Origin of the sequence: Amphritea atlantica (genome assembly GCF_018860855.1) — a bacterium.
In the GTDB taxonomy this organism is placed as follows: domain Bacteria; phylum Pseudomonadota; class Gammaproteobacteria; order Pseudomonadales; family Balneatricaceae; genus Amphritea; species Amphritea atlantica_A.
The window spans coordinates 102,977-121,773 of record NZ_JAHKQE010000005.1 but is presented as its reverse complement, the minus strand read 5'-3'; the positions used below and the strand labels follow the sequence as shown (position 1 = coordinate 121,773).

Genomic DNA, 18,797 nt, shown 5'->3' with positions numbered 1-18,797 from the left:
AAGGCACTCTGCAGTGCCTTTAATCATAATGGTATAACGGTGATAAATACCGGTTACATAATCCGCATGCCAGGCTGTGCGCCTTCGTGGGGTTCGAGTATCCAGAGGTCTTTACCACCGGGGCCTGCTGCTAACACCATGCCTTCAGACATGCCAAACTTCATTTTCCGCGGTGCCAAATTAGCCACCATGACGGTCAGTTTACCTTGCAAGTCTTCAGGGTTGTAAGCGGATTTGATACCGGCAAATACGTTGCGATTTTCGCCACCGATATCCAGTGTTAGCTGCAGTAGTTTATCGGCGCCTTTCACATGTTCTGCTTTGACGATCAGCGCAACGCGGAGATCGACTTTAGCAAATTCATCAAAAGTGATTTCATCGGCCACTGGATTTTTTTCTAACTCAGTTTTGATCGCCGTTGGCGCAGCAGGTGTGGTCGCTGCAATGGCGGCCAGCGTTGCTTTACTATCTTCGATCATCGCTTCAATGCTGCTTTCTTCAACCCGTTGCATCAGTGGCTTAAACTTGTTGATTTTGTGATCCAGCAATGGGGTGTTAATTGCATCCCAAGCAAAGCCGTCGATATTCAGGAAGGCGGCGGTATCTTCGGCAACCTGCGGCAATACAGGCGCGAGGTAGGAGATAATCACCCGGAACAGGTTAATACCCATGGTGCAGCAGTCTTGAACTTGCTGCTGTTTATCGTCCTGTTTTGCCAGCACCCAAGGTTCAGCCGCATCAATATACTGGTTGGCTTTATCAGCAAGATGCATGATCTCACGCATCGCTTTACCATATTCGCGCGCTTCATAGGCATTGGCGATCAGTTCACCGGAGGCGATCGCTTCATCATACAGCGCCGGTTCGGCTAAGGTGCTGCCGAGTTGACCATCAAATTTCTTATGGATAAAGCCAGCGCAACGGGAGGCGATATTGACGACTTTGTTGACGAGGTCGGCATTCACCCGCATGCGGAAATCGTCTAGGCTCAAGTCGATATCATCGATACCGGAACCGAGCTTCGCGGCGAAGTAATAACGTAGGTATTCTGGCCGCAGATGCTTAAGGTAGGTTTCCGCCATGATAAAGGTGCCGCGAGACTTGGACATCTTCTGGCCGTTAACGGTCAGGAAGCCATGGCAAAATACTTTGGTGGGAATACGGAAACCCGCACCTTCAAGCATGGCTGGCCAGAACAGGGTATGGAAGTAAGCGATATCTTTACCGATGAAATGATACAGCTCGGTGTCGGAGTCTTTATTCCAGTATTCGTCAAAGTCGACATCGTTTTTATCGCACCAGTTTTTAAAGCTGGCGATATAACCGATGGGGGCATCCAGCCAAACATAGAAATATTTGCCCGGCGCATCCGGGATTTCAAAGCCCCAATAAGGCGCATCGCGGGAGATATCCCAGTTTTGTAAACCGGATTCAAACCATTCGTTGAGCTTGTGAATCATCTGCTCTTGGACGCAGCTATCGACCCAGTTGCGCAGGAACTTTTCAAAATCACCCAGCTTGAAAAAGTAGTGTTCAGATTCTTTTTCAACGGGCTTGGCACCGGATACAGCGGAGTAAGCGTTCTTCATGTCCACTGGGCTGTAGGTTGCGCCACAGACTTCACAGGAATCGCCATACTGATCCTGCGCGCCACATTTAGGGCAGTCGCCTTTGACGAAGCGATCTGGCAGGAACATCTCTTTTTCGGGGTCGTAGGCTTGGGTGATGGTTTTACGGTCGATATGGCCGGCATCACGTAAGCGGGTATAGATCAGCGAGGCGAAATGCTTATTCTCCTCTGAATGGGTCGAGTAGTAGTTATCAAACCCGACCATAAAGCCTGCGAAATCACGCTGATGTTCTTGGCTTACCTGATTAATCAGAGCTTCCGGTGTTGTACCCATCTGGTCTGCTTTGAGCATAATGGGAGTGCCGTGGGCATCATCCGCACAAACATAGGTACAGTGATTGCCGCGCTGGTTCTGGAAGCGAGTCCAGATGTCAGTCTGGATATACTCTACCAGATGGCCCAGATGGATGGGGCCGTTGGCATAAGGCAGAGCGCTGGTAACAAGAATCTTACGTTGTTTGTCAGTCATGATTCAGAGCAGGTCTAGGTTCAGAGATAAGCGCGCAATTTTACTCTTAAATGACTGAGAATACAGCCATAAAGGGGATCTTTTTTGCTCGCCAGAGGAATCTGAGTGCAGCGAATATTCTCACTATAGTGGGCAGTCTTCATTGGCAAGTCGGGTAAATAAGACTACAACTTAAGGTGTGTCTGAATAATGCTTCTGAGTTATAGGCGCTTCTCTAGATACTATTTTAGGTTTCAAAATAAGTTGATTGCTATATTGGGTGCGCTGTGGAGTTGAATACAGGAGGTCGCGTTATGAACAGATGGAGAAGATTATGTTCGAATATATTCTTAAGGAAGACCAGGTTGCCGTGCTGTGGCTCGGAAAGCCGCTGGCTGATCTGAATATTATTCCCGCCGAATTAGAGGGCAAGATTACCATTGATCTGGCAAAGCAGCCTGAAGAGGCGATGGAGATGCTCGACAGACATAACTATCAAGTAATCGTTATCCAGTTAGGGGTGGGGGACTTTGAGTTTCGTTATCACTGGTTACGCAATGTGGTAGCAAAGCATCCCGGTGTTATTCGTATTATGTTGAATGACGGACTGCAACCCTATCAAGTCGCTAAAGCATCCGAGATCTGTCACCGATCGCTCTTATTTAGCTCAGGTGTGGCGGAGCTGTTTAATGAGGTGAGTGAAAGCTTTCACCTGATACAGTCATCTAATAAACCGGCTGTTCGGGAGTATGTCGGGGCGATTGAGCGGTTACCCTCTTTGCCAGGCGTTTATGTCGCGTTAAATGATGCATTGTCATCGGATATATCTGAAGCCGCCGATATTGCTGCGATCATTGAAAGAGATCCCGCGATGAGTGCAAAAATCCTACAGTTGGTTAATTCCGCATTTTTTGCTCTGAGTCGCAAAGTGTTCAAAATCAAAGATGCGGTGGTGATGCTCGGGGTGCGGCAGATTCGTGATCTGTTTCTCGTTTCTCGTCTGTTCGAACATTTTCCGCAGACTAAAAGTTGGTCTTCCTTCTCGTTTGAAAACCTCTTCGACCGTTCAATGGTGGTGGGCCGTTTTGCCCGAGCAATTTGCCGTGAGCAGCGAGTGGGTTCTGATATTGCAGATAAAGCCTTCTTGGCTGCGCTGTTGCAAGATATCGGTATGTTGGTGATCGCCACGCGGGAAGCTGAACACTACAGTGAGGTGTTCCGCGAGGCTGCATCGTTGAACCAACCACTCTATGGGGTTGAGAAACTTCGTTTGGGGGTGACGCATATGGAGGTGGGAGCCTATATGTTGGGCCTGTGGAATTTGCCGCCGGAGGTTGTTGAGGCGGTGTTGTACCACTCCAACCCGAATGCTACCACCAGTGAAAAATTCACGCCGTTAACAGCGGTACACCTAGCGGACGCTATTCTGCCGGATGTGATCAATATCAATGAATGTCGTATCTGCAGCCGTATTAGTCAGACGTATCTTACCCGTCTTGGGTTGCAGAATAAGTACCCGCTCTGGCAGCAGATGTCTGAAGAGTTTGCCTCACAGCTCTATTCCGGCGTAGGGCGAGGGTTTTAACCTGATTGATCGCTTGGAGTGACGGGGACGTACTGGTAGAATGCGCGGCCTATTTCCCCTTACATTTTATCGAGGTTTAGATGGCGCTGCCTGTTGTTGATCCGTCCCGCTATGATGCTCAGCTGAGCGAAAAGAAAGCTGAAATCGAACAGCAGTTTAGTGATTTTTGTCTGCCTGACATCGAACTGTTTGAGTCCGAAAAAACCGCCTATCGCTTACGCGCCGAATTTCGTGTCTGGCATGAGGGCGATGATCTTTACTATGTGATGTTTCAGCCCGGTGATAAGCATCAGCACAGCCGTTTGGAAAGTTGTCCGATGGTGTCTGAACCGATCCAACAGGTTATGTTTAAGCTGCTGGATTATCTGCGGCCGAATGAACTGCTACGCCGTCGTTTGTTTCAAGTGGACTTCCTCAGCACCCTGTCCGGTGAAGTGGTTATCAGCTTGCTCTATCACAAACCATTGGATGAGGCATGGACTGAGGAAGCGAAAAAGCTGAAGCAGCATTTTGGCATTCACTTTATTGGCCGTAGCCGTAAAACCAAAATTATATTGGATCAGGACTATGCGATTGAGCATATGTCGGTGGGTGGTCGCGAGCTAATTTACAAGCAGGTTGAAAACAGCTTCACTCAGCCGAACGGTGGTGTCTGTATTCAGATGTTGGAGTGGGCTCAGGATGTGACCCGAAACGCGGGCGGTGATCTGGTTGAGCTGTACTGTGGTAATGGTAATTTTACCATGGCGCTGGCGCAGAATTTTGATCAGGTGATTGCCACCGAGATAGCCAAAGTCTCGGTCGAGGCGGCGCAGTATAATATCGACGCCAATCAGGTGGATAACGTTAAGATTCTGCGTATGTCGAGTGAAGAGTTCTCTCAGGCGTTGCAAGGCGTGCGTGAGTTCCGTCGTCTGAAGCAGAGTAAGGTCGATCTGAGTAGTTATAATTTCAGCACGGTCTTGGTCGACCCACCGCGAAGTGGTTTGGATGATGAAACCGTTAAGCAGGTGGCGGAGTATGACAATATTGTTTATGTCTCCTGTAATCCGGAAACGCTGCATGCCAACCTGCAGCAACTGACCCAGACCCATGAGTTGCAACGTTTTGCGATTTTCGATCAGTTTCCCTATACCCACCACCTTGAATGCGGTGTTTATCTGACTCGCAAATAATGGTCTGATCCTGCTTAAATACACCTTGGGTGTTCTGAACTCACCCAAGGGTATTATATTTTAATACTCCTTCTGCAGAGATAGCGCGGTTGACGCGATAAAAAGATACTTCCGGAATCATTTTAACGGGAGGTAGTGTTATGCTCAGTTTAACTTCAGCGCCGGTTGTCATCGCATCGGTATGGTCCGTCACTGCTTCGTTCTGTCAAGGAGAGTAGGATGTCAGCACTTCTTCGTATCAATGGCTTTTTGGCGTTTATTGCCATCGCCTTTATCAATGCGTTTGTCGATCTTGGGCATAAAATCATTATTCAAAATACGCTGTTTAAAGCGTATGACGGTGATCTGCAAATTGTCTTGACCGCCGTGGTCAATGGTTTGATTTTGCTCCCCTTTATTATGCTGTTCACTCCGGCGGGATTTCTGGCCGATAAATACCCTAAAAGTCGCGTTATGAGGTTTTCCGCTTGGGCGGCGGTTGGCGCCACGCTGCTGATAACCCTCTGTTATTTTCAAGGCTGGTTTTTAGCCGCCTTTGCGCTGACCTTTGTGTTGGCGCTGCAAAGTGCTTTTTACTCTCCGGCGAAATATGGTTTTATCCGCGAACTGGTGGGCGAAGAAAATATCACCGAGGGTAATGGCTGGGTTCAGGCGGTCACCATGGTGGCTATCCTTTCCGGCATTGCTGTGTTTTCGTTGCTGTTTGAGATACGCGTTGAGGGGGCTTTTCAGTTATCTCCCGAAGAGAGTTTACGTAAGATCGCCCCGTTAGGTTGGTTGTTGGTGCTGGGTGCTATCGGTGAGTTGCTCTTAGCGTATCGTTTGCCTAAAACCCGGGAGACCGATCATCAGTTAAATTATGACTGGCGGGCCTACCGCAGCGGTAAGACGCTGCGTCAGAATGTCTCAGGTATCTATCATAATCGTACTATCTGGTTGTCGATTGTTGGTGTCTCGCTGTTTTGGTCGGTCAGCCAAGTGATGTTGGCGGTGTTTCCTGCGGTGGCGGAAGCTCATCATGGGATTCATAACACCTTTGTGATTCAGGGCACGATGGCGCTAGCGGGCGTTGGTATTATGGCCGGCTCTGTGCTGGCGGGTCGTTGGTCGCCTCACTATATCAATATCGGTCTGATTCCTTTGGGTGCGGTCGGTATTGCTACGGGTTTGGTGTTGTTGCCGCAGGCGGCATCGGTCTATTCCCAAGGCGGTATTTTTTTCCTGATCGGCCTGAGCGGGGCACTATTGAATGTCCCTCTGCAATCACTGATTCAATTTAATGCGGGTCAAAAAGAAACCGGTAAGGTATTGGCTGGCAGTAACTTTATTCAGAACATCGCCATGCTCGGCTTTCTCTGTTTGACTGTGCTGTTTGCTTGGGCCGGCATCGATGGCTTGTGGTTGCTTTGGTTGCTGGCCTTCATCGCTGTGATCGGAGCGCTCTGCGCGATTCGGATGCTACCGCAAGCATTGGTACGGGTGCTGGTGGCCGGACTGATTAAGCGTAAATATAATCTGCAGGTATTGGGCTTTGAAAACCTGCCCCGCGCTGGCCAAGGTGTGCTGTTGCTGGGTAATCATATTAGTTGGTTGGATTGGGCGATGATCCAGATGGCTTGCCCACGCCATATCCATTTCGTGATGGAGCGTTCAATCTACGAGCGCTGGTACCTGAAATGGTTTTTATCGATGTATAAAGTGGTGCCTATCTCTAAGGGCAAAAGCCGCGAAGCGTTGAATAGTGTCAGAGAGCTGATTAGCGCGGGTCATGTGGTGTGTCTCTTCCCTGAAGGCGCGATCAGTTATACCGGTCAGATCGGCGAGTTTAAACGGGGTTTTGAGCATGCTTGTGAAGGGGCAAATGGCGTCATCGTACCCTTTTATCTACGAGGCTTATGGGGCAGTCGTTTTTCTCGCTCCACCGATAAGATGAAGACCATTCGCCGTGGTGGGTTGAAGCGAGATGTGATTGTCGCTTACGGGCAGCCGATGCCGGTCAGCAGCAACGCTTCTGAGGTTAAGAAGAAAGTCACTGAGCTATCGATTCATACATGGGAGCGTTATACCCAGACCCTGAAACCGATCCCACAAAGTTTTATTCAGACGGCCAAATCTCAGTTGTCTGATATGGCCATTACCGAAGTGCAGGGTGAACCGCTCAGTTATCGCCGTTTGTTAACCGCCGTGGTGCTGTTTAGTCGGCGGCTTAAAAAAACACCGGGGCAGCGGTTAGGATTATTGCTGCCGACCTCGAGTGCCGGCGCCATTGCTAACCTCGCCGGATTATTTGCCGGACGGACACTGGTTAACCTGAACTTTACTGCCAGTGAGGCGGCGCAATTAGCGGCGTTGGAACAGGCTGAGGTTCGCACCATTCTAACGGCACATAAGTTTGTGGCTAAACTGAAGGCCCGTGGTATTGATCCTGAACCGCTGTTTGCCGGGCGTCAGGTGGTCTACATGGAAGAGGTTAAAGAGACGATTGGCAAAACTGAAGCACTGCTAACCATGGGATTGCTGAGTTTTCTACCTACCTCCGTTCTACAGGGCTGGTTAGGTGCCGGGCGTCGAGTTGAAGATACCGCTGCGATTATGTTTTCGTCCGGCAGTGAAGGCGCGCCGAAGGGGGTTATGCTGAGTCATCGGAATATTTTGGCTAATCTACGTCAGATTGCCGATGTGTTAAATGTGCGGGATGATGACTGCATTATGGCGACACTGCCGCTGTTCCACGCTTTTGGTCTGACGGTCACCACCTTTATGCCATTGATTGAAGGGATACCGGTGGTGTGTCACCCGGACCCAACCGATGGTTTCAATATCGGTAAAGGGGTGGCTAAATATCGGGCGACGATAATCTGTGCGACATCGACATTTTTGCGCCTCTATACTCGCACTAAAAAGCTTCACCCGTTGATGTTTCAGTCTATTCGCGTGGCCGTTGCTGGCGCGGAGCGGCTTGATCCCGCGGTGCGGCAAGCATTTGAAACACGTTTTCGGGTACCGGTGGTTGAGGGCTATGGTTCGACGGAGACAACCCCGGTGGCCAGTGTCAATTTGCCGGATCATCTGTCGGTCGATGGCTGGTTTTTACAGGTGGGCACCCGTTCTGGCACCGTAGGTCTGGCGTTACCTGGATCGACTTTTCGGATTGTTGACCCCGAGACGTTGGCGGAGCTACCGACCGGTGAGGATGGTTTGATTCTGATCGGTGGCACGCAGATTATGCAGGGCTATCTTAATAATCCAACTAAAACCGCAGAGGTTATTGTCGAGCTGGACGGGCTGCGCTGGTATAAAAGCGGAGATAAAGGCCACCTCGACGAGGATGGTTTCCTAACCATTGTTGATCGCTATTCTCGGTTTGCCAAACTCGGTGGCGAGATGGTCAGCCTAGGGGCGGTCGAACTTGAGATACGCAAACACCTTGAGCAAGATGATGCTGGGCTGGTGGCGATTAATATGCCGGATGAGCGTAAAGGCGAGCAGGTCGTGCTGTTGGTGGATGCGGATATCGAGGTAGACGCTTTCCGCCGGGTTCTAGTCAGTCAGATTGCACCGTTGATGTTACCGGCCAAGATCTTTCGGGTTGATCAGGTGCCGCTGTTGGGCAGCGGTAAAACGGATTATCCCGCTGCACGGCTGATGGCAGAGCAGTTGATGAACGCTTGATGATTCATCGCGCCTCTTAAAAGGTTTCTTTTTCGAGGCGCTCGACTTTTCCGTTTGCTTTATGACCGTAGAAAACCCGCAAAAACACTCAGTTGATCGTAGGCTAAGGGGGTTATCGCAAAGGGCTGCCAACCTGTCGTTTTACTTATCCTGAAGTTGCTCTTTCATCGCTGCTTGCATCTCTTTTTCTAGCGAGATAAACAGTTCGATATAGTTATTAACCAGATGACTTTCTTTATTGGCATCAATGGACGCTTTTAGCAGGTCTTTATGGTGTTGTTGTTCCGTCTGGTAATACACTGATTTCGCTTTTTCGGCATTACTCTGTGAAAAACCCAATACCTGTAATGATGTTTTGCTCATTTCCAAGGCAGTGAAATAGGATTCAATAAAAACATGATCAGCACCGGCCTCTTCGAGGGCATAGGCCTGACCACGATCATAAGCGCGTGTAACGATCGGTAAGTTTGGGTGAAACTGCTTTACATGTTTAATCAACGGTAAGACACGCTCTTTATCATTGATGGCTATGATGAACAGCGATGCTTCATCAAGCCCTGCGGTGTTTAACAGGGCAGGATCGGTCGCATCGCCAAAGTAAGCATGCATGCCAATCTTTTTAACTCTATCGATCACAGTGATTGATTGGTCAATAACCGTGGTTTCAAAACCATTTACGGTTAATAAGCGATTGATAACCTGTCCAAAGCGGCCAATGCCGGCAATGATGACTTGCCCCTTTTTATCGATACTATCGGCTTCTTTCGGTTGCTGGCTGACGAGATATTTAGGGGTGATAACCTTGTCATATAAGATGAAGAGTAGCGGAGTCAAAAACATAGAAAGGGTGATCACCGGCGATAGGATGGCGATCCATTCGCCGGGGAGTGCCTGACTCTGTGATGACACACTGAGGACGACAAAACCAAACTCCCCCGCTTGTGCCAAGCTTAATGTCAGTAACCAGCCATCTGATTTTCTAATCCTAAAAATGATCGCTAAGGATAATAGTACCAATGCCTTTATGATAATAACCGCCAGCGTTAAGCTACTAATCAGCCAGAAGTTTTCAGCAATAACTGAAAAGCTAATCCCCGCGCCTACCGTAATGAAAAATAGCCCCAGCAGTAAGCCTTTAAAAGGCTGAATGTTACTTTCTAATTCATGCCGAAATTCGCTGTTCGCCAACACAACTCCGGCTAAAAATGTTCCCAGTGCGGGCGACAGGCCGACTAAACTCATCAACGCAGCGATAGCGATAACCAGTAATAATGCGGTGGCGGTATATATTTCGCGTAGCCCCGTGTTGGCAACCCAGGTGAACAAGGGTTTCGACACATAATGGCCGACGACAATAATCAGAGTGATTGCAAAGGCGATAACACCTGCATATTGCCAGCCAGATAGCTGTTCAACTAATGAAATGTTGTCGTGCTCTGAGGCTGATGAGGCGATCTCTGGCATACCAAAATAGGTTGGGATCGCTAAGAGAGGAATGACCGCCAGCATCGGAATAACGGCGATATCTTGAGATAACAAAATGGAAAATGCGGCCCGGCCACCGTCGGTTTTGTTGAGTGATTTTTCGGCGAAAGTTTGCATGACGATCGCGGTTGATGATAGCGAAAATATGAGCCCGACCACTAATGAGGGTTGCCATGGAAACTCTAATGCCATACCTAGCAGGGTGATAATTAGGGTGGTTAAGCTAAGTTGTAAACCGCCCAAGCTAATGAGTCGGTTTTTCATATTCCATAGCGCTTTAGGTGAAAGCTCTAGACCCACAATAAAGAGCATCATCACGACACCAAACTCAGCAAAGTGTTGAATAGTGGTTGTTTCGTTTCCGACTAATCCGGTAATAGGGCCGATGATGACACCGGCGATGAGGTAACCTAGCACCGAACCTAACCCCAGTCGTTTGGCTAGCGGCACGCAGATGACTGCAACTAAGAGGTAGATAGCAGCTTGGATGAAGTAAGTCGTCATAATGAATTCTTTTGTTCGAAAGTCTTATTGCTAGCGATATTGCTGTCTCTAATGCAGCGAGTCAGGATGTGTTAATAAGCTAAATATTGGCGGATGTGGCGCGGATCAGTATGCCATTTTTTAAGGGGTGTTATCGAGAAAATATCATAGCGATGGCACTGTTGTCATTTCAGTGGTTGGGGTTTGAGGCTCAATGGTTAGCATCAAGCAAGCGAATCGTTCACCGCTGCTAGGCGCTTCACCGTTAACATCAAATGCTTATTTGAATGCGTAGGCGAATATCGCTTCATACTGGGGAGGGCCGCCTACTGATCAGTGTTATCGTGATATAGGGTGAGGATTTTAGTGGTAGCAGGATTCCAAATGACACGCCTACAACGGCGGGTGAATAGCAGATAACTACCTTATCTAATCCCCGTTGAGGGTTAAGCACTATTTTCTTGTGACAAATTGACAGTCACTATTAAAGCAAAGCGGCTGCGATGACCTGAGCCAGCGTTATCGCTGCCGCGGTTGTCTTGAGGATGTTTGGATTAGGGATTAGGGATTAGGGATTAGGGATTAGTTGTAGGCACCTGATGCATAGTGCAGTTCGTAACTATGGCTGTAAATTTCTAGAATATTGCCGAACGGGTCTTCCATATAGATCATCCGGTAAGGTTTTTCACCGGGGTAGTAATAACGTGGTTTTGCCATGCGTTTTTTGCCCCCGGCGGCGACAATTTTTTCTGCTAGGCCTTCAACGTCAGGGTCTTGCACGCAGAAGTGAAATACGCCGGTTTTCCAGTATTCAAAATTATCTTCAGGGTTTTGCTGATTTTTAAATTGGAACAGCTCAACCCCGATGCGATCTCCGGTTGATAGGTGGGCAATTCTAAACGATTCCCAGTTGTCACCAAAGACATCGGTGCACATCTCACCAATAGGGCTGTCATCTTCGATGATCAGTGTCGGCTCCATAATGAGATACCAGCCGAGTACCTCAGTATAGAATTTGACAGCGGCCTCTAGATCAGGGACTGAAATACCTATATGGGAAAAAGTACGCGGGTAGGCGTTAGGTGTGTTAGTGGGTGAATCTTGCATGGTATTCGCTCCAACGCGGTTGTTGTGGTTTGGGGTGGAGAGTGGGTATAGAAAGAGTGTATAAAACCATGTGATTAATATAAAATTATCGTTTATGATTATTTTGATAATTTAACATTATGATTAATCCCGTTTTTCTACGTACCTTCATGAGTCTGGTTCAAACTAAGCATTTCACCCACACCGCACAAATGTTGCATATGACTCAACCAGGGGTGAGTCAGCATATTAAAAAGCTTGAAACCGCGCTGGATAAGCTATTGTTGAATCGCTATGGCAAAACATTTGAACTAACGCCGGCGGGTGAGCGCTTGTATCAGTTTGGCTTACAGCAAGTAGATGCCGAGGCTGAATTAGTGAGTGCACTGGCTGATGATGACCAGTATCGAGGGGCGTGCAAGGTCGCTTGCTCGGGTTCTATGGCCATGCAGCTTTACCCTCAGTTACTCGGGTTACAACAGCAATACCCAGCCATCACTGTGAATATTGAGGCGGCACCTAATATGGCCATTATTGAACGTATTCAAAAAAATCGTTCAGATATCGGCATCGTGACGCAATTAATCGCTGAACCCACATTAGAGCAGCAGGTGTTGGGTGAAGACGCACTTTGCTTAGTGCTGCCCGCAGGGATTGAGGCTAATTGGGAGACATTGCTGCAGTTGGGGTTTATTGATCATTCCGACGGGCAGCATTACGCCACACAAGTGTTGCAGGCTAACTTTCCTGAGTTATACCAAGGCATCGAAAAGATCGCGACATCGGGCTATATCAATCAGCTCAGTCAAATTTTGCTGCCGGTGTCGCAGGGGTTAGGTTTTACGGTTTTACCTCAGTCTTCGGTAAAGGCTTTTCCTTATCCCGAGCAAATTCAATTGGCAACACTGGCATCACCTGTCAATGAAACGGTGTATCTTATCTATAAAAAACACCGCCCCTTAGCGGCGCGCTATGGGTTAATAAAAAGCCTTCTGCTGGGGCTTTGGGCCTAGTTAAGTTTGGCGACGGCATGCGTTATTGGCGAGCAGGCAAGGGCTAACAATTAGCTAACAATCTTATCTCGGCCACTATTTTTGGCTTGATAGAGTTTCCTATCGGCTTGTTCAATCAGGTCATCTACAGACATCGATAAACCTGCATCCACATGGACTACGCCAAAGCTCATAGTGATGTGTTGGTTCTTAATCACAGGGTGGGTCTTGAAGTTCTCTTGGATACTGTTGAGCCGATTCATTACCTGAGTAACATCGGTATTAATGAATACCATGATGAACTCTTCACCGCCGTAGCGGGCAACAATATCGACAGATGCTCGTGTGTTATTTCTTAGGTTTGTAGCAACGGCCACTAAGGCAATATCACCGGCGCTGTGGCCGAACTCATCGTTAATGCGCTTAAAGTGGTCAATATCGCATAATACAAAAGTGATTGGCTGGTGGGATTGCTGAGCCTTTTTTAAGGCGGGTTCCAATACTAGGTTAAAACCTCGTCTGTTATAGAGCTGTGTTAACTCATCGGTTAGCGAGTTCTCAAGTAGAGAAACATTTTCGTCCTGTAAAACAGATGTTCTTTCCGCCACTTTCTTCTCTAAATTCTGCATGATGTCGAAAAGGTTGTCGGCCATCGAACTGAGCCCTTGGCTCAGAGAGTTGATCTCTCGGATATTGCTTAGCGGCTGAGGTAGTTTTTGAATACTTTGAATATTCTTGTTGTTAGCTGCTTGGCTAAGCATTTGTATGGGCTTGCCGATATACCAAGCGATCAATGAGCCGATGAGGCCAATGCAGATAAACAGTGCCAAGGTAATGAGCACAGTGCTTTGAGTGTAGTCTGTTAATAAACTCTTATGATAGGCGCTGGGAATTAGGATGCCGATGAGCCAGTTTTTACCATACTTGAGTGAGATCGATCGGACGAAATATAAATACTCCTGCCCTTTATCACTGAGTTTGTGGGTACCCGGTGTTAAGTTTTGACTCGCCATTTGAAAGGCTTTATTTGGGTGATTGTTAAGGTTAACGCGGGTGGTAACCCCATCCGCTTTGCGATATAGATCACTGTGATCCGAGGTGGCGATTAGTGTCCCATTTTCTTCGGCTAAAAAGATGTAAGCCCCGTCGACGAGCTCAAGCGATTCAAGATATTTATCGAGCTCAATTAACGCGATGCTGGTGGCGGTGACCCCTAAAAGCGAACCTGCTTGATCATATATGGGTGCAGATAAGCCAATGCCGAGGGTTGGAAAACCGTAATAAGGATGGATATCGCTCCAAGCCATTTTGGCCTCTTGAGTGGCATCTGTATAAAAAGGTCTGCCTCTGGGGTCATAGCTAAAGGTGGCATCGGACAGTATTTTTGGGCCGATATTATTCACCGGATCATACTCAAAACCTTCCATCGTCAGCGGTTTGTTAATGAAATTGGCGGCGATATTGTGCTTGCTCCTGTTTGTTGGGTCTTGTGCTGAGGCGAGGTAGCGGCCATCCACCGTTGCCATCGAAATAAAGGTCATTTGATTGTAAGGCGTGGCTTGCTCATAAAATCGACTAGCGAGCGGGGTGAGATCATCGAGTAGCTCAGGCCGGTGGGTAAAGGCCTCAAGGTTCATTTCGACAATATTGCTTAACGGTGCCATAAAATTTTGCACACGGTCATAAATACGGTTTTCAACTTCTTTGATGTATTGCGTGCCGACACTATTGGCTATATTTGAAATAGTAACGGTGGAAACGAAGTACATCGTTATGCCCGATATCAATGCCAGCACGACAAAGGGGGTGACGATCAACCAGCGTAATGGAACAGACTTCATCTACGGTTTTCTCATTTTATAGGTGTCGCCTCAACAGATGCCCGACCAATAACGGGTTGGTAATGGGTTTAACTATAGTCATTAATCAATGATAAATAAGTTGTTTACTACTCATAATGACAGTGTGGTTTAATGTGAGTTTTTTTGGCCGTGTTGCAGCGCTCTCGCGTGCTTTACCCGTAAGCTATTGTTATCGTAATTGTGATAGAGCCCAGCTTCGATATTATGAACCACTGTCTGCTTCTTCATGGTGTGACTTTCATCATTGAAAGGGATTAAATCTCTTTCTACCATCAACGAGAACATCGAGCATCATTGGAGTTATGGGCTACTTTAAGGCATAATTCCTACTAAATTGGTTGGTTATTATTGAGCGGTAATTGGAATGGCCGCTGTTTGGGGTATCTCTAATGCAGAATGTAAAAAATATAGTGGCGGTTGCGTCGGGTAAAGGCGGGGTTGGTAAGTCAACGACGACGGTTAATTTGGCGTTGGCAATGGCCGCTGAAGGCTATCGCGTCGGTGTGCTGGATGCGGATATTTATGGTCCGAGTATGGGTACGATGTTAGGTGTGCCACCGGGAACACGGCCTGAGCCCATTGGTGATAAAGCGATGAAGCCGTTGATCGCGCATGGCTTAGAGGTTATGTCTATTGCGTTTCTGATCGATGAGACGCAGCCGATGGTTTGGCGTGGCCCGATGGCCAGCGGAGCTTTGCAGCAGTTGCTAACGCAGACCGAGTGGAGTGATCTGGATTATCTGTTTGTTGATATGCCGCCGGGTACGGGTGATATTCAATTGACGCTGTCACAGAAAGTGCCGGTGAGTGGTGCGGTCATTGTCACAACGCCGCAGGATATTGCGTTGTTGGATGCCCGTAAAGGGATCGAAATGTTCCGTAAGGTTGATATCCCAGTATTGGGTATTGTTGAGAATATGAGTGTGCATATCTGTAGTCAGTGTGGCCATACTGAAGCGATTTTTGGTAGTGGTGGTGGTGAAGAGCTGTCACAAACCTATGATGCACCGTTATTAGGACAGTTGCCTCTTAAAATGTCGATTCGCGAAGCGGTTGATGGCGGAGTGCCTACACTGGTGGCGGATCCAGATGGGCCAGAGTCTGCGATCTATCGTTCGACGGCGCGTCAGGTTGTTGAGGCGTTGAAGGCGCTAAATGGTGCGCAACAGGCGATGCCGAATATCTCGATCAATCAGGACTGAGGTCTAGACTCGTCATGCGGTCTTTTAGGCGGCGAGACGGGTGAGAACTTACCGCATTTTTTTTGTAAAAGTGCGGTTTTTTTTGAGCAAAAACGATATTATGTGCGGCCGCACAATTAACATACAACTGGAACTGAAAAGATGGGTATCAAATCTGACAGCTGGATTCGTCGTAGATCTTTGGAACAGCGCATGATCGAGCCTTTTGAGCCGGGTCAGGTACGTCGCCGAGGAGATGAAAAACTGATCTCTTATGGTACATCTAGTTATGGTTATGATGTTCGTTGTGCTGATGAATTTAAAATTTTCACCAATATTAATTCCTCTATTGTCGATCCGAAAAATTTCGACGATGGTAGCTTTGTTGATGTGAAATCCGATGTTTGCATTATCCCGCCGAACTCCTTTGCGCTGGCGCGTACGGTTGAGTATTTTCGGATCCCTCGGGATGTGTTGACTATTTGCCTCGGCAAAAGCACTTACGCTCGTTGTGGCATCATTGTCAATGTCACGCCGTTGGAGCCTGAGTGGGAAGGTCATGTGACCCTTGAGTTTTCCAATACAACACCCTTGCCCGCGAGAATTTATGCCAACGAAGGTGTCGCTCAGATGTTGTTTCTAGGGGCGGATGAAGTATGTGAAACCTCATATAAGGATCGTGATGGTAAATATCAGGGTCAAACCGGAGTGGTTGTTCCTCGTACATGATTGAAGCAAGTAAAAAAATTCAGAGTTTCTGGCAGCAAGTAGAACAGACGATCGAACGGTTGTTAATCAGCGAGTCTGAGAGCCAGTTTGAAAATGAATCCCTGTTGCTGGAATACAGTAAAAGCCTGAGAAGCATCGATGCGAATCTGACCTTTCACTTTGAGCGTGAAGAAGGGGAGGGTAATGTTGAGATGGTGTTCGGCTGTGATGGTTATCCTGAATCAATAAGTTCGGTGCTGACCTTGGTGGGTGCGGCACCTGATATCGGTGGTGTTAGCTTCGTCGCGTTTAATAATCGCTATGATCCTGTGCCGGCGACGGTTAACTTTGGCGATGAGCAGTTTCAATTGGACGAGTTTTGGTTCGGCTTTCGGGTCGAATCTGGGCGCTACCATCTGGATATTTATATGCAGGATCTGCCCGCTTCGTTGGATATGGAACCACGTATCGAGGCCGTGATGATCTATCTGGATGCTTTGATTGGCGAATACGATCTGATGACCCGGGTTTCCACCTTGGACTGGTATGATCTGCCTGTTGACCCAGTTGATTATGCACTACAGCCTTTATCGACGTTGCGCAGCTGTTTTGATCAGCGGCGTCATCAGATTAGCCCGATCGGGCTAACCTATCATTGAATCGATGGCGTTAATCGAGGCGTTAGTTGTCTGAAAGAATGTAGATGCTCCCCTCTTCGTTATCTTCATCCGCCGCGTTGTTCCAGAGTATCCAGTTAGACATGATATATCCTCTTCTTATTTTTGTTCGTAGAGGTATGGAGTCTGAGTCTGTTATAAGGAGTCCTGCCTCTCTTTATTTTTTCGGCTGTTAAGCATTAAACATTAGGCTGATGTGAGTCGCGCTAATCTCGTCATGCATCGATGAGGCGAGGGTTGATGTTAAGGGATCGTTTAGAGCTATGTTTAAGTGATAACCTATTCTGTATAGGTGATGATTAGCTGCTTGTCAGCTGATCGACTAATATTCAATGATGCTGTGGGCTGCGGCATTACGGAGATAAATATGAGCCAGTTATTAACAACGCTGATATCGCAGGTAAGAGCTGACTATCTGGATTTGATGGAGACTGGGGGCGGGCGTTACCCCTATACCACGGCAGAAAAAATCTGTAACGAGCGACTCTATCTCGGTGCTGATGAATTGGCGCGTGTGGTGGCTGAAGATCCAACGCTGCTGGCAGCCCGTCGCGGGGCGCTTGTCGTGAGTGAGAGCGAACGCGAAAACCCCTGTGTCGGCATGATTATCAGTGCCAATATTGCGGCGGCGATGATGGAGGGGTTGATCGATATTGCCCTCGATAATAATTGGCTAGAGTTGGGAGAGGATGGACGTCTGCAGCTTGATGCCGAGGAGTTGGCGTTGCCAGAGCTCGATGTAACCGAAGTCGATTACAGTACGTCAGACACAGCACGTGAAAATCTCGTTAAACCGGGTGAGAGTTTACTGACCGGAGTGATGAGCCGTGCCGAGTCGGCCTATGCGGGGTTGTTGGGCGATGCACCCAAAGAGGATGCGTATAGCTTGGCGCTGCAAGTAGCTTCTGAATACTCCCTGTTTGCCCCAGATGATATTGCACCATTAGTACAAGAAAACCCGTTATTGTTGGGGTTGCGAGGTGATGGTATGGTCGATGAAGCCCTGTTCGAGGGCGATCCACCGGCGGGTATGATTATCAGCGCGCATATCACCCAGATGGTGATTTCTCAACTGCTAGAGTTAGCGGTAGAGCAGGGCGCGCTAGGCACCGATAGTAATGGTCATCCACTGCTGCCGGGGGGTGATGCCAGCGAGCCGGTTATCCACTGATTATATTTGACGACGCCGATCGTGTGTCGTCATTTTTTGCAGCTTATTGCTGAGTGCGATCCAGTTCCCCGATATCCAGCAGTGGTGCGGCATCTAGGTGTTGTGCGTTGAGCATAAAGGCGATCCGTTCTAGGCTGGCCACCACCATAGACTGTTCCCAGTTCTGCATATCTTCAAAATTCCTGACAAAAATATCCTGCTGCGTGGTCGGCGCGCCTTTCATTAGTTCGGTGCCTTTATCTGTTAGGCTGACCCACACTTTGCGTTTGTCATCTTTGCCCCGTTCGCGGGCGACCAATTCCTTTTTTTCCAAACGATCAAGAATGCTGGTGATAGTGGCCTGAGTTAACACCATCTCTTTGGCGAGTTCGCCGCTGGTGAGTTGGGTATTCTCTCGGAGTGTTTGCATGACCATCAGCTGTGGTGGCGTCACCCCAGTGCCGCGGCTGATCTCTTTATCTTGCATATCGGTCGAGCGAATAATCTGACGCAGCAATACCAGTGCCTTCTGGCTGTTTTCCATGGCTTATCTCGTGTCAATTTTGGTTGGTTATTCTACGGATATCTGTCCCTATAATCTATGGGATGGGAACGATTTAGAGCCTGAACGAAAATATAATTAGCATATCTAATTAATAATTT

General features: G+C 48.1%; 13 protein-coding genes. 8 read left to right on the top strand and 5 right to left on the bottom strand.

Annotated features, from left to right (window positions below):
- Positions 1-53: 53 nt before the first annotated feature.
- On the bottom strand, positions 54-2,099 hold the full coding sequence (metG, locus tag KO512_RS02450; RefSeq protein WP_215950752.1) for a methionine--tRNA ligase: 2,046 nt from the start codon (positions 2,097-2,099) through the stop codon (positions 54-56).
- A gap of 313 nt (positions 2,100-2,412) precedes the next feature.
- On the opposite strand from metG, the gene KO512_RS02445 reads away from it, so the two are divergent.
- The 3 genes from KO512_RS02445 (at position 2,413) to KO512_RS02435 (ending at position 8,510) form a co-directional block, all read left to right on the top strand.
- Positions 2,413-3,663 (top strand): HDOD domain-containing protein, encoded by a 1,251-nt coding sequence (locus KO512_RS02445; RefSeq protein ID WP_215950751.1) that lies wholly within the window; start codon positions 2,413-2,415, stop codon positions 3,661-3,663.
- Positions 3,664-3,743: 80 nt separating this feature from the next.
- Entirely contained in the window at positions 3,744-4,838 is a 1,095-nt protein-coding gene (gene trmA, locus KO512_RS02440; protein ID WP_215950750.1) for a tRNA (uridine(54)-C5)-methyltransferase TrmA, read from the top strand.
- Positions 4,839-5,057: 219 nt separating this feature from the next.
- Positions 5,058-8,510, top strand: a complete 3,453-nt coding sequence (locus tag KO512_RS02435; protein WP_215950749.1) for an acyl-[ACP]--phospholipid O-acyltransferase — start codon at positions 5,058-5,060, stop codon at positions 8,508-8,510.
- 141 nt (positions 8,511-8,651) lie between these two features.
- Here KO512_RS02435 and KO512_RS02430 read toward each other — a convergent pair whose 3' ends face one another.
- Together KO512_RS02430 and KO512_RS02425 are read right to left on the bottom strand one after the other, a co-directional pair.
- Positions 8,652-10,499, bottom strand: coding sequence for a monovalent cation:proton antiporter-2 (CPA2) family protein (locus tag KO512_RS02430; RefSeq protein WP_215950748.1), 1,848 nt, complete (start codon positions 10,497-10,499; stop codon positions 8,652-8,654).
- A gap of 561 nt (positions 10,500-11,060) precedes the next feature.
- Positions 11,061-11,585: a lactoylglutathione lyase family protein gene (locus KO512_RS02425; RefSeq protein WP_215950747.1), complete on the bottom strand. Its 525-nt coding sequence runs from the start codon at positions 11,583-11,585 to the stop codon at positions 11,061-11,063.
- Between the two features lie 149 nt (positions 11,586-11,734).
- Between KO512_RS02425 and KO512_RS02420 the strand changes: the two genes are divergently transcribed.
- Positions 11,735-12,577, top strand: a complete 843-nt coding sequence (locus tag KO512_RS02420) for a LysR family transcriptional regulator (RefSeq protein ID WP_252734749.1) — start codon at positions 11,735-11,737, stop codon at positions 12,575-12,577.
- A gap of 50 nt (positions 12,578-12,627) precedes the next feature.
- On the opposite strand, the gene KO512_RS02415 is transcribed toward KO512_RS02420, so the two are convergent.
- A complete protein-coding gene (locus KO512_RS02415; RefSeq protein WP_215950745.1) occupies positions 12,628-14,397 on the bottom strand; it encodes a sensor domain-containing diguanylate cyclase in 1,770 nt (589 codons plus the stop codon).
- 410 nt (positions 14,398-14,807) lie between these two features.
- On the opposite strand from KO512_RS02415, the gene apbC reads away from it, so the two are divergent.
- The 4 genes from apbC (at position 14,808) to KO512_RS02395 (ending at position 18,155) form a co-directional block, all read left to right on the top strand.
- Positions 14,808-15,620, top strand: coding sequence for an iron-sulfur cluster carrier protein ApbC (gene apbC, locus KO512_RS02410; RefSeq protein WP_215950744.1), 813 nt, complete (start codon positions 14,808-14,810; stop codon positions 15,618-15,620).
- Between the two features lie 141 nt (positions 15,621-15,761).
- Positions 15,762-16,328, top strand: coding sequence for a dCTP deaminase (gene dcd / locus KO512_RS02405; protein WP_215950743.1), 567 nt, complete (start codon positions 15,762-15,764; stop codon positions 16,326-16,328).
- Entirely contained in the window at positions 16,325-16,966 is a 642-nt protein-coding gene (locus KO512_RS02400; RefSeq protein ID WP_215950742.1) for a hypothetical protein, read from the top strand. Before dcd ends, KO512_RS02400 begins: the two co-directional genes overlap by 4 nt.
- Before the next feature lie 385 nt (positions 16,967-17,351).
- Positions 17,352-18,155: a hypothetical protein gene (locus KO512_RS02395; protein ID WP_215950741.1), complete on the top strand. Its 804-nt coding sequence runs from the start codon at positions 17,352-17,354 to the stop codon at positions 18,153-18,155.
- 43 nt (positions 18,156-18,198) lie between these two features.
- Here KO512_RS02395 and KO512_RS02390 read toward each other — a convergent pair whose 3' ends face one another.
- A complete protein-coding gene (locus KO512_RS02390) occupies positions 18,199-18,678 on the bottom strand; it encodes a MarR family winged helix-turn-helix transcriptional regulator (RefSeq protein WP_215950740.1) in 480 nt (159 codons plus the stop codon).
- Between the last annotated feature and the right edge of the window lie 119 nt (positions 18,679-18,797).

Coding starts and splice junctions, on each gene's coding strand:
- KO512_RS02390 (WP_215950740.1), bottom strand. CDS start 18,678: ATGGAAAACAGCCAGAAGGCACTGGTATTGCTGCGTCAGATTATTCGC.
- KO512_RS02425 (WP_215950747.1), bottom strand. CDS start 11,585: ATGCAAGATTCACCCACTAACACACCTAACGCCTACCCGCGTACTTTT.
- trmA (WP_215950750.1), top strand. CDS start 3,744: ATGGCGCTGCCTGTTGTTGATCCGTCCCGCTATGATGCTCAGCTGAGC.
- metG (WP_215950752.1), bottom strand. CDS start 2,099: ATGACTGACAAACAACGTAAGATTCTTGTTACCAGCGCTCTGCCTTAT.
- KO512_RS02395 (WP_215950741.1), top strand. CDS start 17,352: ATGAGCCAGTTATTAACAACGCTGATATCGCAGGTAAGAGCTGACTAT.
- KO512_RS02435 (WP_215950749.1), top strand. CDS start 5,058: ATGTCAGCACTTCTTCGTATCAATGGCTTTTTGGCGTTTATTGCCATC.
- KO512_RS02445 (WP_215950751.1), top strand. CDS start 2,413: ATGTTCGAATATATTCTTAAGGAAGACCAGGTTGCCGTGCTGTGGCTC.
- KO512_RS02415 (WP_215950745.1), bottom strand. CDS start 14,397: ATGAAGTCTGTTCCATTACGCTGGTTGATCGTCACCCCCTTTGTCGTG.
- KO512_RS02430 (WP_215950748.1), bottom strand. CDS start 10,499: ATGACGACTTACTTCATCCAAGCTGCTATCTACCTCTTAGTTGCAGTC.
- apbC (WP_215950744.1), top strand. CDS start 14,808: ATGCAGAATGTAAAAAATATAGTGGCGGTTGCGTCGGGTAAAGGCGGG.
- KO512_RS02400 (WP_215950742.1), top strand. CDS start 16,325: ATGATTGAAGCAAGTAAAAAAATTCAGAGTTTCTGGCAGCAAGTAGAA.
- KO512_RS02420 (WP_252734749.1), top strand. CDS start 11,735: ATGAGTCTGGTTCAAACTAAGCATTTCACCCACACCGCACAAATGTTG.
- dcd (WP_215950743.1), top strand. CDS start 15,762: ATGGGTATCAAATCTGACAGCTGGATTCGTCGTAGATCTTTGGAACAG.